The sequence below is a fragment of the Microbacterium sp. DMC48 genome (assembly GCF_056313825.1).
In genome coordinates, this window is the sequence record NZ_JBQUZN010000003.1 from 419,882 (window position 1) to 443,681 (window position 23,800).

Annotated in this window: 17 protein-coding genes; 7 read left to right on the top strand and 10 right to left on the bottom strand. The window is 69.9% G+C overall.

The window, feature by feature from the left end; translation table 11 throughout:
- Positions 1–89 precede the first annotated feature (89 nt).
- The 6 genes from ACT53O_RS02000 to ACT53O_RS02025 all read left to right on the top strand — a co-directional run bounded on the left by ACT53O_RS02000 (position 90) and on the right by ACT53O_RS02025 (position 7,801).
- Entirely contained in the window at positions 90–1,106 is a 1,017-nt protein-coding gene (locus ACT53O_RS02000) for a LacI family DNA-binding transcriptional regulator (RefSeq protein WP_476151162.1), read from the top strand.
- A 145-nt stretch (positions 1,107–1,251) separates the two neighbouring features.
- Positions 1,252–2,571 carry an ABC transporter substrate-binding protein gene (locus ACT53O_RS02005; RefSeq protein WP_294980513.1) on the top strand — a complete coding sequence of 440 codons (1,320 nt, stop codon included), beginning with the start codon at positions 1,252–1,254 and terminating at the stop codon, positions 2,569–2,571.
- A 65-nt stretch (positions 2,572–2,636) separates the two neighbouring features.
- The gene (locus ACT53O_RS02010) at positions 2,637–3,599 is read left to right on the top strand and encodes a carbohydrate ABC transporter permease (protein ID WP_135948503.1); all 963 of its coding nucleotides are present in this window, start codon (positions 2,637–2,639) and stop codon (positions 3,597–3,599) included.
- Positions 3,599–4,501 (top strand): carbohydrate ABC transporter permease, encoded by a 903-nt coding sequence (locus ACT53O_RS02015; RefSeq protein ID WP_476151164.1) that lies wholly within the window; start codon positions 3,599–3,601, stop codon positions 4,499–4,501. Before ACT53O_RS02010 ends, ACT53O_RS02015 begins: the two co-directional genes overlap by 1 nt.
- The gene (gene yicI / locus ACT53O_RS02020; RefSeq protein ID WP_476151166.1) at positions 4,501–6,735 is read left to right on the top strand and encodes an alpha-xylosidase; all 2,235 of its coding nucleotides are present in this window, start codon (positions 4,501–4,503) and stop codon (positions 6,733–6,735) included. The genes ACT53O_RS02015 and yicI overlap by 1 nt, the downstream gene beginning before the upstream one ends.
- A gap of 214 nt (positions 6,736–6,949) precedes the next feature.
- A complete protein-coding gene (locus ACT53O_RS02025; RefSeq protein ID WP_294946889.1) occupies positions 6,950–7,801 on the top strand; it encodes an endonuclease domain-containing protein in 852 nt (283 codons plus the stop codon).
- Positions 7,802–7,943: 142 nt separating this feature from the next.
- Here the strand turns inward: ACT53O_RS02025 and ACT53O_RS02030 are convergent, their stop codons facing one another.
- From ACT53O_RS02030 to ACT53O_RS02070, 9 genes are all read right to left on the bottom strand, one after another.
- The gene (locus ACT53O_RS02030) at positions 7,944–9,761 is read right to left on the bottom strand and encodes an ABC transporter ATP-binding protein (RefSeq protein ID WP_476151168.1); all 1,818 of its coding nucleotides are present in this window, start codon (positions 9,759–9,761) and stop codon (positions 7,944–7,946) included.
- The gene (locus ACT53O_RS02035; RefSeq protein ID WP_476151169.1) at positions 9,758–11,623 is read right to left on the bottom strand and encodes an ABC transporter ATP-binding protein; all 1,866 of its coding nucleotides are present in this window, start codon (positions 11,621–11,623) and stop codon (positions 9,758–9,760) included. Before ACT53O_RS02035 ends, ACT53O_RS02030 begins: the two co-directional genes overlap by 4 nt.
- 366 nt (positions 11,624–11,989) lie before the next feature.
- The gene (locus ACT53O_RS02040; protein WP_036315664.1) at positions 11,990–12,484 is read right to left on the bottom strand and encodes a methylated-DNA--[protein]-cysteine S-methyltransferase; all 495 of its coding nucleotides are present in this window, start codon (positions 12,482–12,484) and stop codon (positions 11,990–11,992) included.
- Positions 12,481–14,013, bottom strand: a complete 1,533-nt coding sequence (locus ACT53O_RS02045; RefSeq protein ID WP_295774286.1) for a DNA-3-methyladenine glycosylase 2 family protein — start codon at positions 14,011–14,013, stop codon at positions 12,481–12,483. The genes ACT53O_RS02040 and ACT53O_RS02045 overlap by 4 nt, the downstream gene beginning before the upstream one ends.
- 103 nt (positions 14,014–14,116) lie before the next feature.
- Positions 14,117–15,532 carry a mechanosensitive ion channel family protein gene (locus ACT53O_RS02050; RefSeq protein WP_112932498.1) on the bottom strand — a complete coding sequence of 472 codons (1,416 nt, stop codon included), beginning with the start codon at positions 15,530–15,532 and terminating at the stop codon, positions 14,117–14,119.
- Positions 15,529–17,667: an adenylate/guanylate cyclase domain-containing protein gene (locus tag ACT53O_RS02055; protein ID WP_112932497.1), complete on the bottom strand. Its 2,139-nt coding sequence runs from the start codon at positions 17,665–17,667 to the stop codon at positions 15,529–15,531. The genes ACT53O_RS02050 and ACT53O_RS02055 overlap by 4 nt, the downstream gene beginning before the upstream one ends.
- A 67-nt stretch (positions 17,668–17,734) precedes the next feature.
- Positions 17,735–19,345, bottom strand: coding sequence for a bifunctional phosphoribosylaminoimidazolecarboxamide formyltransferase/IMP cyclohydrolase (gene purH, locus ACT53O_RS02060; protein ID WP_476151172.1), 1,611 nt, complete (start codon positions 19,343–19,345; stop codon positions 17,735–17,737).
- Positions 19,346–19,378: 33 nt separating this feature from the next.
- On the bottom strand, positions 19,379–19,984 hold the full coding sequence (gene purN, locus ACT53O_RS02065; RefSeq protein WP_036316345.1) for a phosphoribosylglycinamide formyltransferase: 606 nt from the start codon (positions 19,982–19,984) through the stop codon (positions 19,379–19,381).
- 4 nt (positions 19,985–19,988) lie between these two features.
- A complete protein-coding gene (locus ACT53O_RS02070; RefSeq protein WP_476151174.1) occupies positions 19,989–21,245 on the bottom strand; it encodes a cell division protein PerM in 1,257 nt (418 codons plus the stop codon).
- A 95-nt stretch (positions 21,246–21,340) separates the two neighbouring features.
- On the opposite strand from ACT53O_RS02070, the gene ACT53O_RS02075 reads away from it, so the two are divergent.
- A complete protein-coding gene (locus tag ACT53O_RS02075; protein WP_036316341.1) occupies positions 21,341–22,795 on the top strand; it encodes an NCS2 family permease in 1,455 nt (484 codons plus the stop codon).
- A 96-nt stretch (positions 22,796–22,891) separates the two neighbouring features.
- On the opposite strand, the gene sucD is transcribed toward ACT53O_RS02075, so the two are convergent.
- On the bottom strand, positions 22,892–23,794 hold the full coding sequence (gene sucD / locus ACT53O_RS02080) for a succinate--CoA ligase subunit alpha (RefSeq protein ID WP_039414217.1): 903 nt from the start codon (positions 23,792–23,794) through the stop codon (positions 22,892–22,894).
- Between the last annotated feature and the right edge of the window lie 6 nt (positions 23,795–23,800).

Here is a 23,800-nt window from a genome sequence, read left to right on the forward strand (position 1 = left end):
TCCACAAAACTCTTGCGTCGATGACGCCGCGCGCTCTATCGTGATCACCAGCTTCGCTCGAAGCGCTTCGATACGACAGAGGAGTCGGCATGGCACGCATCGATGAGGTGGCCGCGGCCGCCGGCGTGTCGATCAGCACCGTCTCCTATGCGCTGAGCGGCAAACGCCCGATCTCTCCCGACACGCGCCGTCGGGTCGTCGATGCGGCACATCGCCTCGGCTACGCGCCGAACGCGGGGGCACGCATGCTGGCCGGACGCGTCACGCACATCTTCGCCCTGACCGAGCCGCTGCGCCGCGAGACCCACGCCCCCACCCACATGTCCTTCGTGCTGGCCGCCGCCGTGGCCGCACGTCGGCACGACTACGACATCCTCCTGCTGACCGATCAGCAGGCTTCCGAAGGAATGCACCGGGTCACCGCGTCGGGACTGGTCGACGCGATCCTCGTCCTGGACGTCGCTCCCGACGATGAGCGCGTCGCGATCGCCCGAGCGATCACGACGCCGACGGTGTTCATCGGCATCCCCGACGATCACGAGGGCATCGACTGCGTCGACCTCGACTTCGAGGCGGCCGCGCGCCTGGCGGTCGATCGAGTTGCCGATGCCGGGCACCGCCGGATCGCCCTGATCGGTCAGCCCGAGAGCACCTACCGGCTCTCCAACTTCCCCCCGCGCGTTCGCCGGGCCGTCGCCGACCGGGCCGACGAGCGCGGGCTGGCGCACACGTTCGCCACGACCGGAGAGGTCGTGACCGAGGCGGATGCCGTGCGCACCGCCGTCGGCGACGCTCTCGACGCCGGTGCCAGCGCCCTGCTGCTGCACGGTGTCGACGACATGCACGCGGCGGTTCTGGACGCCCTGACCGAGCGCGGGATCCGGGTGGGGTCCGACATCTCGATCGTCTCGATCGCGGCATCCTTCGACACCACGAAGCTGCCGATCCAGCTCGACACCATCCCCCTGATCCCCGAGGCCTCGTGCGATCTCGCCGTCGACCTCGCTCTGGCGAGGATCGACGATCCGCACCGCCCGACCGGCATTCATCTCCTCGCCCCCGTCTACCGCGACGCAGGGTCGGTGACCGCCCCTCCCTCGGTGTGAACCCTCCGACCGGAAGCCCTTCCGTTCGCTCATCATCGAAGCGCTTCGATAGCCACCTCACCGCAGCACACGCAACTGAAGATCGCAACTGAACACCGCAATCACAGACCGGGCCGATGACGGCCCACCGAAAGGAGTGCCGACGATGGCACGAATCACCGGGCGGGCGCGGGTACTGACCGCCGCCGCCGTTCTCACCGCCGCCGCACTGGGCGTCAGCGCCTGCTCGTCGTCCGGCGACACCGGCGGTGGCAGCACCGACGGGGCCGGCCAGACCCTGAAGCTCTGGCACTACGAAGGCGCCGACAGCGCGATGGGCAAGGCGTGGGCCGAGGCCATCAACGTCTTCGAGAAGGAGACCGGAGCGAAGGTCGAGTTCGAGGAGAAGTCGTTCGAACAGATCCAGAAGACGGCGAGCCAAGTGCTCGACACCGACGCCGCCCCCGACGTCATGGAGTTCAACAAGGGCAACGCGACCGCGGGCTTCCTCGCCTCGACCGGGCTGATCAGCGATATCTCCGACGCCGTCGCACAGTACGGCTGGGCCGACAAGCTCGCACCGTCGCTGCAGACCACCGCGAAGTACACCGACAAGGGCGTCATGGGCGGCGACACCTGGTACGGCGTGCCGAACTACGGAGAGTTCGTCGGCGTCTATTACAACAAGGACGCGTTCGCTGCGGCGGGCCTGCAGATTCCGACCACCTACGACGAGTTCATCAAGGTGCTCGACGCGTTCGTGGCGAAGGGCATCACGCCGCTCGCGGAAGCAGGTGCGGAGTACCCGCTCGGTCAGCTCTGGTACCAGCTGGCGCTGACCAAGGGCAGCCGGGATTGGGTCAACGACTACCAGCTCTACAAGAACCCGGTCGACTGGCAGGGCGCCGAGACGAGCTACGCCAGCGAGACCCTGAAGGACTACGTCGCCAAGGGCTACATCGCCAAGGACGTCTCCTCCATCAAGGCCGAGGACGCGGGAGTGTCGTTCATCAACGGCACCGCACCCATCTTCGTGTCGGGCTCGTGGTGGTACGGGCGCTTCACGGAGCAGGCAACCGGCTTCGATTGGACGATGCAGGCCTTCCCCGGCTCCAAGCTCTCGCTCGGCTCCTCGGGCAACCTCTGGGTGGTGCCGCAGAACGCGAAGAACAAGGATCTCGCCTACAAGTTCATCGACATCACGATGCGACCGGAGATCCAGGCCATCATCGGCAACAACGGCGGTCTGCCCGTTGCGGCCGATCCGAAAGACATCACCGACGCCAAGAGCAAGGACCTGATCTCGACGTTCAACGGCATCCTCGGCCAGGACGGACTGTCCTTCTACCCGGACTGGCCCGCGCCCGGCTTCTACGACGTGATCGTGCAGCAGCTGCAGGGCCTCGTGACGGGCACGCAGGATGCCGCGACGACGAACGCGAACCTGGGCACGGCCTACGACGAGGGCACCGCGGACTACCGCTGAGGCCCCTGTGAGATCCGGTGGGGGCGGCTGACGGCCGCCCCCACCACCGAACGGAAAGCATCCCCATGTCGCTCACCGCACGTGCTCGCCGCACCCGCGTCATCGACGATGAACCCGCCATCCCGCAACGCGGGCGTGGGCGCGGAGCCTACTGGCTCTACCTGCTGCCGGGCTTCCTCCTGCTGCTGATCATCGTCATCGTTCCCCTCGTCTGGAACGTCTATCTCACCTTCACCAGCTGGAAGGGTGTGCGCGCACCCACGTTCATCGGGGCCGCCAACTGGATCAAGCTCGTGGGCGACGAGGCCTTCTGGACGTCGTTCCTCAACTCGGTGTGGATGGTCATCGCGATGGTGATCGTGCCCACGATCGTGGGCCTTCTCATCGCCGCTCTCCTGTTCGACGTCGTCGGACGCAAGTTCGGCGGCCGCGTCGGCAGCTTCCTGCGGGCGACCTACTACCTCCCGCAGATCCTCCCGGTCGCCGTGGCCGGCATCGTGATCGGCTGGATCGTGCGCCCCGGCAGCGACGGCGCCCTCAATCAGCTGCTCGGCGGCATCGGCATCGCCCCCTACGACTGGCTGGGTCAGATGCCCTCCGCCCTGCTCGTGCTCATGGTGGTGCTGGTCTGGGTGCAGATCGGGTACCCGGTGGTGGTCTTCATGGCGGCACTGCAGCGCGTCGATCCGGAGCTGTACGAGGCGGCGGAACTCGACGGAGCCAACTGGTTCCAGCGGTTCGCCTCGATCACGGTCAGCATCATCCGTCCGGAGATCTTCGTCGTGACCCTCACCTGCACGATCGCCGCTCTCAAGGTGTTCGGCCCGGTCTACGTCATCACCCGCGGGGGACCCGCCGGAGCGACCCTCGTTCCCTCGTACTACGCCTACCAGGAGTTCTTCACGAAGCGCGACGTCGGCTACGGCGCGACGATCGCCACCGTGCTCACGATCCTCGTCGTCATCGTGTCGATCGTGTTCATCCGCGTGCAGAACTCTCTCGAGCGCAAAGAAAGGGCGGGCCTGTGATGGCTGCCGGAACCGTACTCACCACGACGGCGCGCCCCCGCCGCGCGCCCTCCGGGCGACGCGGGCGCGGCGGCATGGTGACCAAGCGCGGAGTCGACTGGCTCCTGCTCGCCCTCGTCATCGTCGGCGCGCTCCTCGTGATCGCGCCCTTCTACCTCGTCCTGGTGAACTCGTTCAAATCTCCCACCGACTACGCCACCTCCGGCCCACTCGCTCTGCCGCAGGCCCTCGACTTCACCGGCATCACCACGTTCTGGGAGCGCGTCAACTTTCCGCAGAAGATGTGGAACTCGGTGTTCATCTCGGGCATCGTCGCCGTGCTGGCCGTGCTGATCTCGATGCTCAACGCCTTCGCGATCGGCATCGGGCGCGTACGCGGACGCACCTGGATCGTGCTGCTGTTCCTGCTCGCGAACCTGCTGCCGCAGGAGGCGCTGCTGTACCCGCTGTACTACATGTTCAAATCGGTCGGCCTCTACGACAACGTGTGGTCGGTGATCATCGTCTTCACCGTCGTGCAGGCCGCGTTCGGCACCTACCTGTTGTCGTCGGTGTACGGCACGTTCCCCAAGGAAGTGCTGGAGGCGGCATCCCTGGACGGAGCCGGACGCTGGAAGATCCTCTGGCGCGTGGTCTTCCCGATCAGCCGCCCGACACTCTCGGTGCTGCTCATCTTCTTCTTCATCTGGACGTGGAACGAGTTCCTCATTCCGCTGACGTTCCTCGCATCGAACGCGAATCAGACGGTGCCGGTGGCCATCAGCGTCCTGCAGGGTGACCGCCTCATGGATGTCACCACGACCAGCGCGTCGGCACTGCTGGGCATCATCCCGACGCTCATCTTCTTCCTCATCTTCCAGCGCACCCTCACCCGAGGCATCACGGCAGGAGCAGTCAAGTAATGAAGTTCACCGACGGGTTCTGGCAGCTGCGACCCGGTGTCGCCGCCCTGTACGCACAGGAGGCGTACGACATCTGGCAGATCCCCGACACCGCCGACGGTCCCGGCCTGATGGTCACCGCCCCCACGGCCGTCATCGCACGACGCGGCGACGTGCTCAACCGGCCCGTGCTGACCACGACCCTCTCCTCCCCCGCCGACGGCGTCATCCGCGTACGGATCGCGCACCACACCGGCGCCCCCTGGCACGGCGGCTTCGCGCTTCCCGGCGCGGGAGGCTCGGCCGACGGCGTCGAGATCACCCCGAGCGGCGGCACGGTTCGCGCCGGCCTGCTCACGGCGCGGGTCGCCGCGGGTGCCCCCTGGGATCTCGCCTTCGAGGTCGACGGACGCCGGGTCACCGGCAGCGGGCACAAGTCGCAGGGCTACCTGCGCGTGGCGGCCGACGCGCAGGTCGACACCGGTATCGTCGGCAACGCCCGCGCCGGACAGCGCGCCAGCGCAGCGCCCGCGTACGTGCACGAGCAGCTCGATCTCGGTGTCGGCGAGCTCGTCTACGGCCTCGGCGAGCGCTTCGGCCCGCTGGTCAAGAACGGCCAGACCGTCGACATCTGGAACGCCGACGGCGGCACCTCGAGCGAGCAGGCGTACAAGAACGTGCCGTTCTACCTGACCAACCGCGGCTACGGCGTGCTGGTGAACGATCCGGGACATGTCTCGTTCGAGGTCGGCTCGGAAGCCGTGGAGCGCGTGCAGTTCTCCGTTCCCGGCGAGGTGCTGGAGTACTTCGTCATCGCCGGCCCCACCCCGGCCGACGTGCTGCGCCGCTACACGGCACTGACGGGACGCCCGCCCGTGGTGCCCGCCTGGTCGTATGGTCTGTGGCTGTCGACGAGCTTCACGACCGCCTACGACGAAGCCACGATCACCTCGTTCATCGACGAGATGGCGGCCCGAGAGCTACCGGTGTCGGTGTTCCACTTCGACTGCTTCTGGATGCGCGAGTTCAACTGGTGCGACTTCGAGTGGGATGCGCGCGTGTTCCCCGATCCCGACGGGATGCTCGCGAGACTGCATGAGCGCGACCTGCGCGTGTGCGTCTGGATCAACCCATACATCGCACAGCGCTCGCCGCTGTTTCGCGAGGCGGCGGATGCCGGGTACCTCGTGCGGCGCGCTGACGGCTCCATCTGGCAATGGGATCTGTGGCAGGCGGGGATGGGTCTGGTCGACTTCACGAATCCCGACGCGACGGCGTGGTACCAGGAGAAGCTGCGCGGGCTGACCGCCCAGGGCGTCGACTGCTTCAAGACCGACTTCGGCGAACGCATCCCCACCGACGTCGTGTGGGCCGACGGCAGCGACCCGCAGCGCATGCACAACCTCTACACGGAGCTGTACAACCGCGCCGTCCATGACGTTCTGGTCACGGACCGCGGCGAGGGCGACGCCGTGCTGTTCGCCCGGTCGGCGACCGCGGGCGGCCAGAGCATGCCGGTGCACTGGGGCGGCGATTCGACCTCGACCTTCACCTCGATGGCCGAGACACTGCGCGGCGGCCTGTCCCTCGCCATGAGCGGGTTCGCCTACTGGAGTCACGACATCGGCGGCTTCGAGGGGACTCCGGATGCCGCGGTGTTCAAGCGCTGGACGGCATTCGGGCTGCTCAGTTCGCACTCCCGCTTCCACGGGTCGGACTCCTACCGCGTGCCCTGGGCCTTCGACGAGGAGGCGGTGGAGGTGACCCGCCGCTTCACGCACCTGAAGATGAGGCTCATGCCCTATCTGCATCAGCTCGGCGTCGATGCCGCGCGCACCGGCATCCCCCTGCTGCGTCCGATGGCCCTGGAGTTCCCGGACGACCCGGCCGTCGCCTACCTGGATCGGCAATACATGCTCGGCCCGTCGCTGCTGGTCGCGCCGGTGATGTCCGCGAGCGGAGAGGCGGAGTTCTACCTGCCGGACGGAGAGTGGACGTCGCTGCTGAGCGGCGAGCACGTCGAGGGCGGACGGTGGCGTCGTGAGACGCACGGCTTCGATTCGCTGCCGCTGTACGTGCGCCCCGGCGCGGTGCTGCCGTGGGGCGCCCGCCACGACCGTCCCGACTACGACTACCTCGAGGGCCTCGAGCTGCGGGTGTTCCCCGGCGGCTCCGGCACCCGTGAGGTGGTCGTGACGACGCCGGACGGGCGCAGCGAGGTCTTCGAGGTCGATCTCGACACGCCGTCCGACTGACCGCTGCCGAAGCGCGCGCGGCCACCGTCGCCTCACCGGATGCGGAGATGAGCAACGGATGCGGATGCCGCGCGCTGCGGCATCCGCATCCGTTCACACCCTCCGCGTCTGTTCATGAGACGCAGGCTCCTCCCCTGTGGCGGGTGCGGGCGAGTTGTCCTCACTCCAGAGGGGTGCCCGGCCTCGGCGGCGCGGGCGGACACAGACTCGACGTGTGGGGATCCGGGAGTTGGTGGAGGCGGGTGGCGGCATCGTGCATCGGCAGGCGGTACTCGATGTCGGCATCCGCCCCGCCACGTTGCGGGCGGCGATCTCGGCCGGGGAGGTCCGCCGCGTGCGCCGCTACTGGGTCGCGACGTCCGCGGCCCCGGACGCGTTGGTGCACGCCGCCGAGGTGAGCGCGCGGCTGGCCTGCGCCTCCGCGGCGCAGCACCGGGGATGGTGGATGCCGCCGGGCACGACCGGCCGCCCGCATCTGCACGTCCGCGCTCACGCGCATCGGCCGCCGCCGAGCGGTGACATCGCCCCGCCGGTCTTCCACTGGGATGCACCGATGGTGCCGGCGCACCCGCACGCCCTCGTCGAGTCGGTCCCCGATGCCCTCGCGCACATCGCCGGATGCCTGTCGTACGAGGACGCGCTGGTCGTGTGGGAGTCGGCGGTGCGACTCGAGCGGCTGCCGCTGGCGGTGCTGCAGCGCTACCGCTGGAAGACGCCCGCCGCGCGGCGGCTGGTCGGCGACCTCACGGGCCTCAGCGACTCGGGCATCGAGACGCTGTTCGTCTCGCGGATCCGCGCGTTCGGGCTGCCCGTGCGCCAACAGGTGCTGCTGCTCGGACACCGCGTCGACGGCCTCATCGGAGACCGTCTCGTCACGCAGCTCGACGGCTACGCCTTCCACTCCGCTGCCGCCGACCGCGGCCGCGACCTGCACCACGATCGGGAACTGATCGCCCACGGCTACACGGTGCTCCGGTTCACGTACGCCGAGGTCGTGCACCAGTGGCCGCGCGTCGAGGCGGCAATCCTCCGCGCGATCGCGCAGTGCCTCCACCTCGCGCGCTGACGCAGCCGCGCCCCTTCCAGCCCAGCCCGCACCAGCCCGCACCAGAATCGGAGCACGTCACCAGAATCGGATGCCGCGCGCCGCGGCATCCGATTCTGTTGCTCATCTCCGAATCTGCGAGCGGGGAAGGCCCTTGGCGGCGTCAGACGAGCGACTGCTTCCACGCACTGTGCAGCTGCGCGAACTTGCCCGTTCCGGCGATGAGGCTGGCGGGGGTGTCGTCCTCGATGATGCGACCGTGCTCCATCACCAGCACGCGGTCGGCGATCGACACGGTCGACAGCCGGTGCGCGATGATGATCGCGGTGCGGTCGGCGAGCAGCGTCTGCAGCGCCGCCTGGATCTGCCGCTCGCTGGGGATGTCCAGCGACGCCGTCGCCTCATCGAGGATGAGAACGGCGGGGTCGGCGAGGAAGGCACGGGCGAAGGAGATCAGCTGGCGCTGTCCCGCCGACACGCGACCGCCGCGCTTGTTCACGTCGGTGTCGTACCCGTCCGGCAGCCGCTCGATGAAGGTGTCCGCGCCGACGGCACGGGCAGCCGCGCGGATCTCCTCGAACGTCGCGTCGGGCTTTCCGAGCGCGATGTTGTCGGCGACCGTGCCGCTGAACAGGTACGCCTCCTGCGTGACCATCACGATGGCGCGGCGGAGGTCCTTGGGGTGCAGCTCCCGCAGATCGACGCCATCGAGTGTCACGGCGCCTCGCGACGGGTCGTAGAACCGTGACACGAGCTTGGCGAGTGTCGACTTGCCGGCCCCGGTCGTTCCCACCAGGGCGATGGTCTGACCGGCGGGGATGTCGAGCGAGAAGTGCGGCAGAATCGTGCGCTCGTCGGAGTAGCCGAAGACGACGTCCCGGAACTCGACGTGCCCCGCGGCCTTCCACAGGTCGACCGGGCGTGCCGGGTCGGGCACGGTGGGCCGCTCCTCGAGCACACCCGAGACCTTCTCCAGCGCGGCGGTCGCCGACTGGTACGAGTTCAGGAACATCGCGACTTCCTGGAGGGGCGAGAAGAAGTTGCGGACGTACAGCACGGCGGCGAGCAGCGTTCCCACCAGCAGCGCACCGTCGACCACACGCAGCCCGCCCCACAGCAGCACACCGGCCACGGCGAAGGCCGAGACCGCCATCATCCCCGGCTCGAAGGTGCCGAACAGACGCAGCGAGCGCATGTTGACGTCGCGGTACTGACCCGACAGATCACCGAACTCCTCGTCGTTGCGCGGCTCCTTGCGGAATGCCTTGACGGCGCGGATGCCGGTCATCGTCTCGACGAACTTGACGATGACCTTGGCGCTGACCACCCGCGACTCACGGTATGCGCGCTGCGAGTTGCGATAGAACCAGCGCATCAGCAGGTACAGCGGAATGCCGGCGATCGCGAGGATGACGCCGGACTGCCAGTCCAGCAGCAGCAGCGCGATCAGGGTGAACGCCCCGTAGAGCACGCCGGAGACGAGCTCGTTCAGGCCTCCGTCGAGCAGCTCTCGGATGGAGTCGAGGTCGCTCGTCTGACGCGAGATGATGCGCCCCGAGGTGTACGACTCGTGGAACTCGAGACTGAGTCGCTGCGTGTGCAGGAAGATCCGGGTGCGCAGATCGAGCATGACGGCCTGCGTCAGGCGCGCGGCGACCACCGCGTACCAGCCGATGAGCGCGGCACCGCCGACGCCGGCGATGAGGTACACGGCGACGATGACGATGGTCGGCATCCAGTCGGCGTCCTGCATCGCCTGCGGCAACGCGGTGTTCAGTCCGTAGGCGATCAGGGCAGGGCCGGCCACGCGCAGCGCGGTGGAGACCACGAGCACGACGAGGGCCAGCACGAGCTGCCACCGCCGCGGATCGACGAGCGATCCCAGCAGTCGCAGCGAACGCTGGCGGATGGCGCGCGATTCGTCGCGCGTGTAGTCCGAGCGATCTTCACCGGTGGTTCCGGCGACGGATGCCGTGCTCACAGGTTCACCTCCGTCTCCCGCAGGCGGGCGTTCTCTTCAGCTTCGGCATCCTCGAGGCTCGAGATGACGTGCCGGTAGTGCTCGCTGGTGCGCAGCAGCTCGGCGTGGGTGCCGACGGCGGTGATGCGCCCCTCTTCGAGCAGCGCCACCCGGTCGGCGAGCGTGACGGTCGAGGGCCGGTGCGCGATCACGAGGGTCGTCGTGTCAGCCATCACCTCGCGCAGGGCATCCTCCACGAGCGCCTCGGTGTCGACGTCGAGCGCCGACAGCGGGTCGTCGAGCACGAGCACGGCGGGGCGCGCCGCGACCGCGCGCGCCAGCGCCAGACGCTGGCGCTGACCGCCCGAGAGCGACAGCCCCTCTTCGCCGATGATCGTATCGACCCCGTCGGGCAGGTCGTCGACGAAGCCGGCCTGTGCGACGGCGAGCGCTTCACGCAGCACGCCCTCGGCCTGCGCGCTGCCCGGCACCAGGTCTTCGCGACCGAGCAGCACGTTCTCGCGCACCGTCTGGGAGAACAGCGTCGAATCCTCGAAGGCCATGCCGACGTGGGTGCGCAGCTCTTTCAGAGTGAGGTCGCGCACGTCCACGCCATCGATCGTCACCCGCCCGGCGGTGACGTCGTACAGACGTGCGGGCAGAGTGGTCAGGGTCGTCTTTCCCGATCCGGTGAGTCCGACGAGCGCCATCGTCTCGCCCGGGACGAGCGTCAGATCGATGCCGTCGAGCAGATCCCGTTCGCCATCCACGGCATCCTGATAGCGGAAGTGCACACCCTCGAACGCGAGTGCACCGCGCGAGCTGCCCAGCGCGACGGGCGCTGCGGGATCGGTGATCGTGTTCTGTTCGTCGAACACCTCGAAGATGCGGTCGCTGGCGGTGCGGGCATCCAGCAGGAACGAGAAGAGGAAGCCGATGGACTCCATCGGCCAGCGCAGCACGGTGGCCATCGCGAAGAACGCGACGAGCTCGGCGATGCCGAGCTGGCCGAGCTGCTGCAGCACGATGCCGACACCGAGACACAGGGCGAACGCGATCTCGGGCAGCAGCACGAGCCAGAACCAGATCCAGCCGACGGCGCGCGCCTTGCTCAGCTCGGTCTCGCGGAGCGTCTCGGCTTGACGGGTGAACTTGAGCAGGGCGTGCTTTCCGCGCCCGAACGCCTTCAGCACACGGATGCCGTGGACGCTCTCCTCCACGCTGGTCGCGAGGTCGCCGGCCTGGTCCTGGCTCTGGCGCGCGAGCGTGCCGTACGTCTTCTCGAACCGATAGCCGGCGTACCAGAGCGGTGCGCAGACGATCAGGAAGGTGACGCCGAGCGCCCAGTGCCAGCGGAACAGCAGCGCCATGCCGACGAGGATCGTCAGCAGGTTGACGACGAGCAGCACGATGCCGAAGGCCATCCAGCGTCGCAGCATGCTGATGTCCTGCATCATGCGCGAGAGCAGCTGGCCCGACTGCCAGCGGTCGTGGAACGCGACCGGCAGGCGCTGAAGGCGCTCGTAGAAGCTCGTGCGCAGGTCGTATTCGACCTTGGTCGACGGTGCGAGCACGAACCAGCGCCGCAGCCACACCATGACGGCTTCGAGAAGCCCGAGCACGAGGATGAGGGCGGCGCCCCACACGAGCTGGCTGCGATCGCCCGCGGCGCTGGCGCCCGCGGCGATCGGGCCCTGCACGAGCACTTCGAGCACGAGCGGGATGGACAGAGCGAGCAGGCTGGCCACGAGCGCGCTGACGGCGCCCAGCACGAGCCGGGGCAGGACGGACCGGGCGAAGGGGTAGAGACGCGCGAGCGCGCGCACCGTCGACAGGCGCTCGACGGGAGGGGTGAGCTCGGAGGGCGTTGAGGAGGAGGTCATGATCCTTGCGGAGGGGTGGAACGGATGCCGGGGTCACGCGGCCGGCGGAGGTGACGGGTGGGCGCACGAAGGCGCGGCAGGACGAAGAGGCCCTGTCGGAGGTAACGCGCGGCGGGACGATGCCGCCGAAGGAGGACGCGCGGCGCGTTATCCCCGACCGATTCCGGCGGCCTCGAACGCGGCCGGGGCGGCGTTCGACGGACGGAGGAAGGCGGGCTTCGTGATGACGATGGCCGTGGACATGGCTTCCTCCAAGGAGTCGGTGAACGGGGACTGCGACCCACGCGGTTTCTCACACGGGCGCGACAGCCCTCCAGCCTATGCCGCTGGCTTCGCGCAGGGCAAGGGTTTTTTCACCGTGGCGCGTCAGGCGCGCGCGACCGACTCCCGCGCGAGCAGGGCGCGCTTGACCTCGAGCCCCCAGGCGAATCCGCCGAGGGCGCCGCCGGTGCGCAGCACGCGATGGCACGGCACGAACAGCGCCGGGGCGTTTCGAGCGCAGATGGATGCCGCGGCCCGCACGGCCGCGGGCCGCCCCAGCGCCGTGGCGAACTCGGCGTACGTGAGGGGATGTCCCGCAGCGATGCGGCGCAGCGTCGCCCAGCCCTCGAGCTGCATCGCGGTGCCGGTCTGAGCGACGGCGACCGTGTCGATCGCCGTCAGGTCACCTGCGTAGTAGGCGTGCACGGCGGACGCGGCATCCGTGTCGCCTTCACGGATGTCCGCGGGCGCCAGAGCGATGCGTCCGACGATGGCCGCGGGATCGGCACTCCATCCGCTTGCCAGCACCCGAGCGTGATCGTCGACGAGCAGGGTGAAGGGTCCGTCGGGGGTGGGGATCGTCTGGATCGTCGCGGTCATCGGGGGCTCCGTTCGCGGGGTGCGGTGTGCGCGCGGGGCGCGCGGGACACGGTGGACGGCGCGGCGCGCCAGAGGTGAGCGGTGAGGTAGCTGCGCCACGGCGCGGTGCGGACGGCCCAGGCCTCGTACCCGCGCGGATCTGCGGGGATGCCGGCGGCTGCCGCTCCCGCGCGGACGGCGACGTCGCCGGGCAGCGTGATGTCGGGGTCGCCCAGCACGCGCATGCGCACGTAGTCGGCGGTCCAGGGGCCGATACCCGGCAGCGCCAGCAGGGCCGCGCGCTGCGCGAGACTGTCATCACCCGGCCCCAGGTCGAGCTCGCCGGAGGCGAGCGCCGCGGCCGCGCCGGTGACCGCACGGATGCGCGCGGCAGGGCCGCGCAGCACCTCGGCGCCGTGCGCGGCGATGGCGGCCATCGTGGGGAACAGGCGGTCCAGGCCGTCGTGCGACGCCACGCGCTCCCCCAGCGCGTCGGTCAGGGCGGTCAGGGCCGTACGTGCTGCGGCGACCGTGATCTGCTGACCGATCATCGCGCGGATGAGCATCTCGTGCGGGTCGGCGGCGCCGGGCACGCGGATGCCGCCGACCGCCGTGACCAGCGGCGCGAGGGCAGGGTGCGCCGACAACGCGGCATCCACCGCCGTCGGGTCGGCGTCGAGGTCGAACAGGCGCCGCACCCGGCTGACGAGCACGGGGAGATCGCCGAGATGGGTCAGGCGCGCGTTCAGCCGCAGCTTCCCCGCCCCGTCGAGCCGGATCGCGAACCACACCGGACCGCCGGGCAGACGCAGGACGCGGGCGAAGGAGTCGGCACCAGCATCCTCGACGCCCGCGACGGCGCGGGCACGCATCCAGGCGAACAACCCGGCGGCGTCGAAGGGCGCACGGTAGGGCAGGACGAGATCGATCGTCCCGGCGGCCGGGGCGCTCACCGCGCGCGCCGCCGCCGGCCGGCGGGCACGCAGCTCGCCCGGCGTGAGGCCGAACACCTCACGGACCGTGTCGTTGAACTGGCGGACGCTGGCGAATCCGGCCGAGAAGGCGACGTCGGCGGCCGTCAGGTCGGTGGAGACGAGGAGCATCCGCGCGGTGTGCGCCCGCTGGGCACGGGCGAGGGCGAGGGGCCCCGCGCCGAGCTCTGCGGTGAGCAGACGCGTCAGATGGCGGGTGGAGTAGCCGAGGCGACGGGCAAGCCCGGGAACGCCTTCGCGCTCGACGATGCCGTCCGCGATGAGCCGCATCGCGCGCCCGGCGATGTCACCGCGCAGGTCCCACGCGGGAGAGCCGGGTGCGGCTTCGGGCAGGCACCGCTTGCAGGCGCGGTAGCCCGCCTCGTGCGCCGCCGCCGACGTGGGGTAGAAGGTGACGTTGGAAGGCTTCGGGGTGCGCGCGGGGCAGCTGGGTCGGCAGTAGATGCCGGTCGAACGGACGGCCGTGACGAACTGGCCGTCGAAGCGCACGTCGCGCGCGTCGATGGCGCGGTAGCGCTCGTCGAACGTCATCGCGGCGGGGGCGTCGACGTGTGGCATGTGTCCAGCCTGACACGGCTGCGCGGCGCACGCTCGCGGAATTCGGACACGGCAGCGCGCGGCATCCGACCGTGCCCGTGGATGCCGCGGGTGCCCTCGGCGATCAGTCGCGCGCGAGGGACGGAGAGGGGGTGTCGAGCACTCGCGCCGCTTGACCCCGTCGAAGTTCGAGGTCGGCGCCGAGCTCGGTCGCGAACACCGGATGGGCGCGGATGATCTGCGCGACCACGGCGACCGGAATCACGAGCACCGTCGAGGGCACCACGGCCACGGCGGTGAGCAGCGACGGCTCACGCGTGACGGCGGCGCTTCCGACGAACTCGCCGTCACGCAGATCGCCGCAGGCGACGTCGCCGCGCACCGTGGGCACGGAGAGGCGGGCCGCGCCGTCGACCAGGTAGCCGACGGCGGAGGGGACGACACCCGCGCGATCGAGGTACTCGCCGACCGCGTACTGCTCGACACGGCACAGTTCCTGCGCGGTGGCGCGCAGCTCGCCGTCGAGATGGAGCGCCCGCGCCACCCGATCGAGCACGACCTCGCGCTGCTCACGATCGCCGGCGACGTCCGGCGCGATCTTGTCCAGAGACAGGCCTCGACGCCGCGCGGCGTACCAGAGGCGTCCGAGGAAGGCTGCCGTCGTCTCGCCCGACTGGCTGGGGGCGGCGACGGGGATGCCGACCTGATACGCGCCCGCACCACCGTACTCGACGCTGGAGGCGCACTCGGGAAGACGCATGGGCAGATCGTCGGCCACCTGGCGAAGGAGCGTCGCCACCTCGTGCGGCGGATCGCTGGGCGCGAACACCACCGGCAGCGAGACGACGAACGGGCCCGCCGGCCGGCTGAGGTTTCTGAACGACGCGCCCGCCAGGGTCGCGTTGGGAATCACCTGCAGCCCTGAGCCGGTGTCGATGTGCACGGCACGCCAGTTGACCTCGACGATGCGTCCCTCGGCATCGCCCGTGTCGAGCCAGTCACCGAGCTTGAAGGGCTGCTCGAACAGCACCAGCAGGCCCGAGACGATGCCGCCGGCCGCGTTCTGCAGGGCGAGACCGATGATGATCGACGTCACACCGAGGGTGGCGACCAACCCCTCGATGTCGGCGTTCCAGACCACCTGGAACAGCACGGCGAGTCCCACCACGACCAGCAGCAACCGCACGATCTCCACGAAGATCGTGGGCACGCGCTCGCGCCACGTGCCCTCACGCGCGGTCGAGAACAGGGCGACGTTGACGCCGCTCAGCACCAGCAGGATGAGCAGGAACCCGAGCACCGTGCCCACGATGCGCACCCAGACGAGGTCCTGGTCCGACCGCGTCGCGAAGGCGAGCAGCACGACCAGTGCCGCAACGGGAACCACCGCGTTGCGCAGCAGCAGCAGAGGGCGGACGGCCGGGCTGCGGCGGCGGCGGAGCGCGCCGATGATCTCCGTGAGCACCACCAGGACGAGGGGAACGCCGATGGCGAGCGCCCCCACCCACCAGACCCACCCCTCTGCGAGCACCGACATCATGCGTCGATCCGCCAGACGGTGCTCGTGTGGCCGGAGGCGTCGACGGTGCCGACCTCGGTGAACTCCCAGAGCCCGTGCACCCGATCGTGCACGGCATCGCTCACGTAGACGCCCCCGGCATCCGCCGCCCGTCGCACGCGACTGGCCAGATCGACCGCGTCGCCCCACAGGTCGTAGGCGAGACTCGCGCGGGCGACCAGCCCGCTCGTGACCGCGCCCGTGTCCACGCCCGCGCGCAGATCCAACGCCGCGCCGGTGCGCTCGTTGAAGCGCTGCACGTGCGCGCGCATCCCCAGTGCGAAGTCGACGGCACGCCGGGCGTTGTCCACGCGTGGCACCGTGAGGCCGCAGCTGGCGAGGTATCCGCCGCGCAGGGTGCGCACCGACTCGACCCCGGCGCGCTCCGCCGCCTCGTCGAAGCCGCGCATGAGCTCGTTGAGCGCGAGGGTCTCCTGCTGTCCGTCGAGAGCGCGGCTGAAGTCGTCGAAGCCGAGCAGCTCGGCGTAGACGACGGCCACGTCCTCGTGCTGCTCCGCGATCGTCTGCTCGCCCTCGCGATAGCGGGCGGCGAGACTGTCGGGCATGAGCGTCCGCAGCAGCCGGTCGTTCTCCGCCCGCTGGCGGTCGATGAGATCCTGCTTGATCTGCAGGCCGGCGGCCATCTCGTTGAAATCACGCGACAGCTCGCCCATCTCGTCGGAGCCGCCCGCTGCGACGCGCACGCTGTAGTCGCCCCCGGCGATCCGCCGCACGGCCACGGCCAGCCGGCGGATCGGCCCGGTGAACGCCTGCGACAGCAGCAGCGAGAGCACGCTGATCGCGAGCACCAGCCCCAGGGTCGACAGCAGCAGCGTGCGGGTGAAGTCGGTGATCGGCGCGAAAGCCTCCGACGTCTCCATGCGCGCGACCACGACCCAGTCCAGGCCCTCAATGTTGGCCGGGCCGTACGCCGTGATGCTCTCGCTGCCGATGTACTGGGACGAGGTCATCGTGCCGGACTGGCCGGCCAGCGCGCGGCGGACCGGCTCCTGGTCGACGTTCTGCAGAATCGCACTGTCGCCCACCGCCACGATCCGGTCGGCGTCCGCCGCCGTCGTGCCGTTGTCGATGACGCTCTGCGCGTAGGTGCCGGGGTCTTCGATGAGCTGCCGCGAGTTCGACCGCATGAGCCCGTCCGTGCCGGCGAGGTAGATCTCGCCGGTGTCGCCGAGGCCCTGCGCCTGCCACTGCCCGTACCCGGTCGTCACATCGTTGATCCACGACACCGGCACCTGCAGCGCCATCGCCCCGGTGATGCCGCCCGCGTCGCCGATGGGCGACACGACCCACATGGTCGCCGCCCCTGCCGAGGGTGCCCAGGTCTCCATGTCGGTCGTCACGACGGTGTCGATCGAGTTGGTCGTCATCGCCGAGCGGAAGCCGTCGGCGAGCTTGCTGTCGCGGAAGGGACCGTCGTCGAGGTTGGTGCCGAGCGCCGGGGTGTTGTAGGCGCTGAAGACGACGTTGGCGTCGAGGTCCATGACGAGCACGTCCTGGTAGCCGACGGTCTCGACCAGGTTCGCGAAGTAGCCCTGGGCCGCAGCGTGAGCCGCGCTGTACGCGCTGCCATCACCCGGATCGGTCAGGGTGAGGGATGCCGGGCTGCCCCCGTTCTGCCGGGTGTACCAGTACTGCAGGTACGCGCCCGCCGCGCTGTCGGGCACGAACGCACGGTCGGCGTACCGTTCCCCGGTCTGCTTCTCGAGCTTCGGCAGGAACTCGTCGCGGTAGAACCCCTCCAGCGCGGAGTTCTGAGCGGGAGACAGCGTCGCGCCGGCGAGCGCGTCCCACCCCGCGTTCAAGGCGACCGAGGCCTCGCGTGCGCTGGAGTTGTCGGTGGCGAGCGAGGCTTCGCGCTGGATCTCGCCGACCAGCGCGGACACCTCGCCCGTGCGCAGCTCGCGCGCGGCGGTCAGTTTGTCGACGATCGCGTCGCGCAGCGACTCCTGTCCGCTGACGTAGCCGATCGTGCCGACCACACCCGCCGAGACGATGCCGACGGCCAAGAGCATCACGAGCAGCCGCGATTGGATGCTCAACCGCCAGCGCGGCCTCGTCTGGACGCTGCCCGCCGTGCCCTCGTTCGCACCCGACATCCGCTTCCCTTCCCCAAGTGCGCTCACTCTATCGGGGCCGGTCGTCCGCCGGATGCCGCAGACCCTCTCAGTGGAAGAAGTGGCGCTCTCCGGTGAAGAACATCGTCACTCCGGCGGCGCGTGCCGCGTCGATGACCTCCTGATCGCGCACCGATCCTCCGGGCTGGACGATCGTGCGGATGCCGGCGTCGATCAACACCTGCGGACCGTCGGCGAAGGGGAAGAACGCGTCGGACGCGGCCACCGAACCGGCGGCGCGCTCGGCCGCGCGCTCGACGGCCAGGCGGCACGAGTCGACACGATTGACCTGTCCCATGCCGATGCCGACGGTCGCAAGCCCCTGGGCGAGCACGATCGCGTTGGACTTGACGGCGCGGCAGGCCTTCCACGCGAAGATGAGGTTCTCCATCTCCTCGGGGCTGTCCGGACGCTCACCGGAGACGAGCTCCCAGTTCTTGGCGACAGACTCGATGTCGTCGGGGAAGCGGTCGGCGTCCTGCAGCAGCAGCCCGCCGGACAGCAGCCGCACGTCCATCGGCTCCTGCCGCCAGTCGGCGGGAAGGCGGAGCACACGCAGGTTCTTCTTCAGGGCGAAGACTTCCAGTGCCTCCGGCTCGAAGTCAGGGGCGACGATGACCTCGGTGAAGATGTCGCGGAGGTTCTCCGCCATCTTCAGGGTGACCGTGCGGTTGGCCGCGATCACGCCGCCGAACGCCGAAACGGGGTCGCACTCGTGCGCGCGCAGGTGCGCCGAGGCGATGGGGTCGAGTGCGTTGGGCGCTGCGACCGCGATGCCGCACGGGTTGGCGTGCTTGATGATCGCCACCGCCGGCTTGACCATGTCGAAGGCTGCGCGCAGGGCCGCGTCGGCGTCGACGTAGTTGTTGTACGACATCTCCTTGCCCTGGAGCTGCTCGGCCTGCGCGATGCCGTGCGCGCCGGCGCGCGTGTAGATCGCGGCGCGCTGGTGCGAGTTCTCGCCGTAGCGCAGCGTGCTCAGCCGCTCGGCCTTGATGGTGAGGTGCTGGGGCAGATCGCCCTCCGCCTCGAGGGTCTCCTCCGCGAACCAGGTGGCGACGGCGCGGTCGTAGGCGGCCGTGTGCGCGAAGGCGCGGGCGGCGAGCTCGCGGCGCTGGGCCAGAGAGGTGCCCCCGGCACCGAGCGCCTCGATGATCGCGGGGTAGGACTCGGGCGAGACGGCGATTGCGACGTTCGCGAAGTTCTTGGCCGAGGCGCGCACCATGGCCGGCCCGCCGATGTCGATCTGTTCCACGACCGCGTCCCCCACCGCGCCGGAGGCCACGGTCTCGACGAACGGATAGAGGTTCACGACCACGAGCTCGAAGGGCAGGATGCCGAGGGCATCGAGCTGGGTCTCGTGGTCTTCGAGCCGGAGGTCGGCCAGCAGTCCCGCGTGCACGCTGGGATGCAGCGTCTTCACGCGCCCGCCCAGCGACTCCGGAAAGCCGGTGATCTCGGCGACGTCCTTGACGGCGAGGCCGACGTCGCGCAGCAGCGCCGCGGACCCGCCGGTCGACACGATCTCGACGCCCGCGGCATCCAGGGCCTGAGCGAGCGGCAGCAGGTCGGTCTTGTCGCTCACGGAGATGAGGGCCCGGCGCACGGGCACGAGGTCACGGGATCGGTAGAGGGCGGGATCGACGGCAGGACCGGCCATGCGGGGCTCCAGTGTTCGAGGTGGATCGGGTCTTCAGGACGCGGGTGCGTCGGAAGCGGCGGCGGACAGCTCGAGCTCTCCGGACGCCACCGCGCGCACGACATCGATGAGCAGGCGACGTTCGACCGGCTTGATGCGCTCATGCAGGCTCTGCTCGGTGTCGTCGGACAGCACGGCGACGCGCTCCTGGGCCAGGATCGGCCCGGAGTCCACACCGTTGTCGACGACGATGACACTCGCCCCGGTCTGGGTCGCACCGGCGGCGAGCGCGTCGCGAACGCCGTGCGCGCCGGGGAACTCGGGCAGATAGGCGGGGTGGGTGTTGATGATGCGGGGCGCCCAGGCGTCGACGACCGATGCCGGGAGCAGGCGCATGAGACCGCTGAGCACCACGAGGTCGGGATTCCACACTCGCAGCTGACGGTCGAGCTCCTCGCCCCACTGCTCGCGGGTCTCGAACTCGCGGAACGGCACGAGGAAGGTCGGGATGCCGAACGCTTCGGCGTGGGCGAAGCCGTCTGCCTGGCGGTCCGCGCCGACGACGACGATGCGGGCCGGGAAATCGGGGTCGGCGGCGGCCTCGAGGAGGGCTCGGAGATTGGAGCCGGTGCCCGAGATGAGAACGGCGACCGTCAGCACCCGGTCAGTCTACCGGCGCAGCGGCGGGCTCTCTGGTGCGCGCCGGAGAGAACAGCGCGATCGCGGCGCCGACGGCCAGTTCGACGCCGACGCAGAACGCGAACGGACCGGCCGCCGGACCGACCGCGCCCAGGCGGCCCGGCCCGACCGCGCCCGACGCGCAGACCGCGAGAAGCGCCGCGGCCGCGGCGGCGAGCACGACGATCGCGCCGAAGACGACGAGGCGCACCGCCGTGGTCGACGTCGCCGCGGCATCCATCTCACCGGCGGACGCGAGGCGGGTGCGGGCGATCGCGCCGGCGAGGAAACCCACCGCGACGATCGCCAGTACGAGTGCGAACAGCCACGGTGAGGGGTTGTCGGGGATGAGGCCGAGAGCGGGGATGCCGGGAAGGACCCCGAGAGTCGTGCCGGCCGGCGACACCGCGGTGCCGGCGCCGATCGCGAAACCCGGTCCGGCGGCGAAGGAGGCGCCCCAGACGATCAGGGTCGGCAGGTACACCAGCTGCCCGAGGGAGAGCACGGCACCGCCGAGCACGTCGACGTGCGCCGCCTCGAAGAGTGCGACGATCTGCCCGCCGCGCAGTACCGCGGCCGCCGCGACGACGAGCGCGCCGACGCCGACCACGCCGGCGACGGCGGCGGCGAGTCCCCGGGCGGCGGCAGAGACGGCGCTCACCCACGGGTGGCCGCGCCGAGGATCTGCACCGTCGATCCGGTCGCGAAGAGCGTCGATGAGACCGTCGTCTCCGATGCGCCACGCCTCGACGACGGCGCCCACCAGGGCGGGGATGCCGAAGACCGCGGCGGGAAGCAGCAGCGCCTGCCACCCGTAGACGGCGGCGACGGGAGTGCGTGAGGTCGCCCAGAGCCCGGCGGCGATCAGCAGCGTCACGAGCGTGCCGGCGGCCACTCCCACCGCCCAGGCCCCGGAGCGGGCCGCGCGGGCGCCCGAACGTGCCGCAAACAGGGCCGTGAAGACGGCGAGCGCCAGCGGAGCCAGCGAGACGACGAACGACGCCGCCTGCGGCGCGATGCCGGCGGCGACGAGGTAGTCGTCCCCGAGCGTGATGTGCAGCGGGACGAACTGGCCGAGCTGCCAGATGCGCACGGCCGCGGGCCACAGCGCGGCCCAGTCGGCGGTGCCTCCCAGCGCCATCACCCAGAAGAGGGTGAGGGGCGCGAGGACCACGGCGACACCGACGGCCGCCGCGATGAGGGCATCGGCGGCGGCGAGGAGGAGGACGAGCAGGCGGTTCATGCGGGTTCGACCCTACCTACCCGGGTGATGAGCGGGCGCGGGGCGCGCGGGGCGCCGACGCCGCGGCATCCACTACGGTTCTGGATGGAGGATCCATGCCCGCTACACCCACGTCCGCCACCCGTTCCGCCGACGCCCCGCTCGGGGCGCTCGACCGCTTCTTCGAGATCAGCCGTCGCGGCTCGACGATCGGGGGCGAGATCCGCGGCGGATTGGTCACCTTCGTCACGATGGCGTACATCGTGATCCTCAACCCGATCATCCTGTCGGGCAAGGCGGACATCGCCGGCAACGAGCTGGCGTTCTCCGCCGTGGGGGCGGCGACGGCGCTGACCGCCGGGGTCATGACGATCCTCTTCGGCCTGGTGACGCGGCTGCCGTTCGCCTTCGCGGCGGGACTCGGCATCAACGCGTTCCTCGCCTTCAGCGTCATCCACGAGGTCACCTGGCCCGAGGCGATGGCCCTCGTGATGATCAACGGCATCATCATCGTGCTGCTGGCGGCGACGGGGCTGCGCAAGCTCATCTTCGACGCCGTGCCGGTGCAGCTGAAGCTCGCCATCACCGTCGCGATCGGCCTCTTCATCGCCTTCATCGGGTTCGTCAACTCCGGCTTCGTGACCGCGACCGGATCGAACTCACCGCCGGTCGGCCTCGGCATCGGCGGCTCGGTCGCGTCGATCCCGACGCTCATGTTCGTCCTGACGCTGCTGGTGACCGGGGTGCTCGTCGCCCGCAAGGTGAAAGGCGGCATGCTGATCGGCCTCGTCGGCGGCACCGTCGTGTCGGTGATCGTGGAGGCCATCTGGCACCTCGGCTCGGCGACCGATCACCCGGGCGGATGGGGGCTCACGATCCCCGCGCTCACCGGCTCTCCGGTCAGCATCCCCGACCTGAGCCTGCTCGGCGCCGTCGACTTCGGCTTCGACATCGGCAAAGTCGGCATCGTCGCGCTGATCATGCTCGTGTTCACGCTCGTGTTCTCCAACTTCTTCGACGCGATGGGCACCATGACCGGACTCGCGAAAGAGGCCGGGCTCGCCGACGAGAAGGGCGACTTCCCCCGCATCAAGTCCGCGCTCGTCGTCGAAGGCGTCGGCGCCGTCGTGGGAGGCGCGACGTCCTCATCGTCGGCCACGGTGTTCATCGAATCGGGCTCCGGCATCGGCGAGGGCGCCCGCACGGGGCTCGCCAACGTCGTGACCGGCGTGGTCTTCCTGCTGGCGATGTTCTTCACACCGCTCACCTCGATCGTTCCCACGGAGGTCGCCGCGGCGGCGCTCGTGATCGTCGGCGCCATGATGATGGCGCAGGTCAAGCACATCGACCTCAGCGACTTCAGCGTGCTGCTGCCGGTGTTCCTGACGGTGTCGGTCATGCCGATGACGTACTCGATCGCCAACGGCATCGGCGCCGGCTTCATCAGCTGGGTGGTCGTGCGTTCGCTCTCCGGCAAGGCGAGGGAGATCAGCCCGCTGCTGTGGGTGGTCGCCGCCGGCTTCCTCATCTACTTCGCCCGCGGACCGATCGAGATGCTCCTGGGAGGCTGACCCCCTCCCCTCCCCCGCCCGCGAGCCGCTACGTACGGGGCGGAGACAGAGAGAGGGGGTGGATGCCGCGGCATCCACCCCCTCTCTCGTCGGACGTCAGAGCGTCTCGATGATCTCCCGCATGAGAGCGGCGGTCTCGGACGGGGTCTTGCCGACCTTGACGCCGGCGGCCTCGAGGGCCTCCTTCTTGGCCTGTGCGGTGCCCGCCGAGCCGGAGACGATCGCGCCGGCGTGGCCCATCGTCTTGCCCTCGGGGGCGGTGAAGCCGGCCACGTAGCCGACGACCGGCTTGGTGACGTTCGCCTTGATGAACTCCGCCGCGCGCTCCTCGGCGTCGCCGCCGATCTCGCCGATCATGACGATCGCCTTGGTCTCGGGGTCGGCTTCGAAGGCGGCGAGCGCGTCGATGTGCGTCGTGCCGATGATGGGGTCGCCGCCGATGCCGATGGCCGTGGAGAAGCCCAGGTCGCGCAGCTCGAACATCATCTGGTACGTCAGGGTGCCCGACTTCGAGACGAGACCGATGGGGCCCTTGCCGGTGATGTTCGCGGGCGTGATGCCGACGAGCGCCTCGCCGGGCGTGATGATGCCGGGGCAGTTCGGACCGATGATGCGCGTCTTGTTGCCCTTGCTCTTCGCGTACGCCCACGCCTCGGCGGTGTCGCCGACGGGCACGCCCTCGGTGATGACGACCAGGAGCGGGATCTCGGTGTCGATGGCCTCGACCATCGCGTCCTTCGTGAACGCCGGCGGCACGAACGCGATCGACACATCGGCGCCGGTGGCGGCGATGGCCTCGGCGACCGAGGCGAACACGGGCAGCTCGACGGGGTTGCCGTCCTTGTCGACGTGCGAGACGGTGGTGCCGGCCTTGCGCGCGTTGACACCGCCGACGACGTTGGTGCCCGCCTTCAGCATCAGCGCGGTGTGCTTGGTGCCCTCACCGCCGGTGATGCCCTGGACGATGACCTTGGAGTCCTTGTTGAGGTAGATAGACATTTCTCT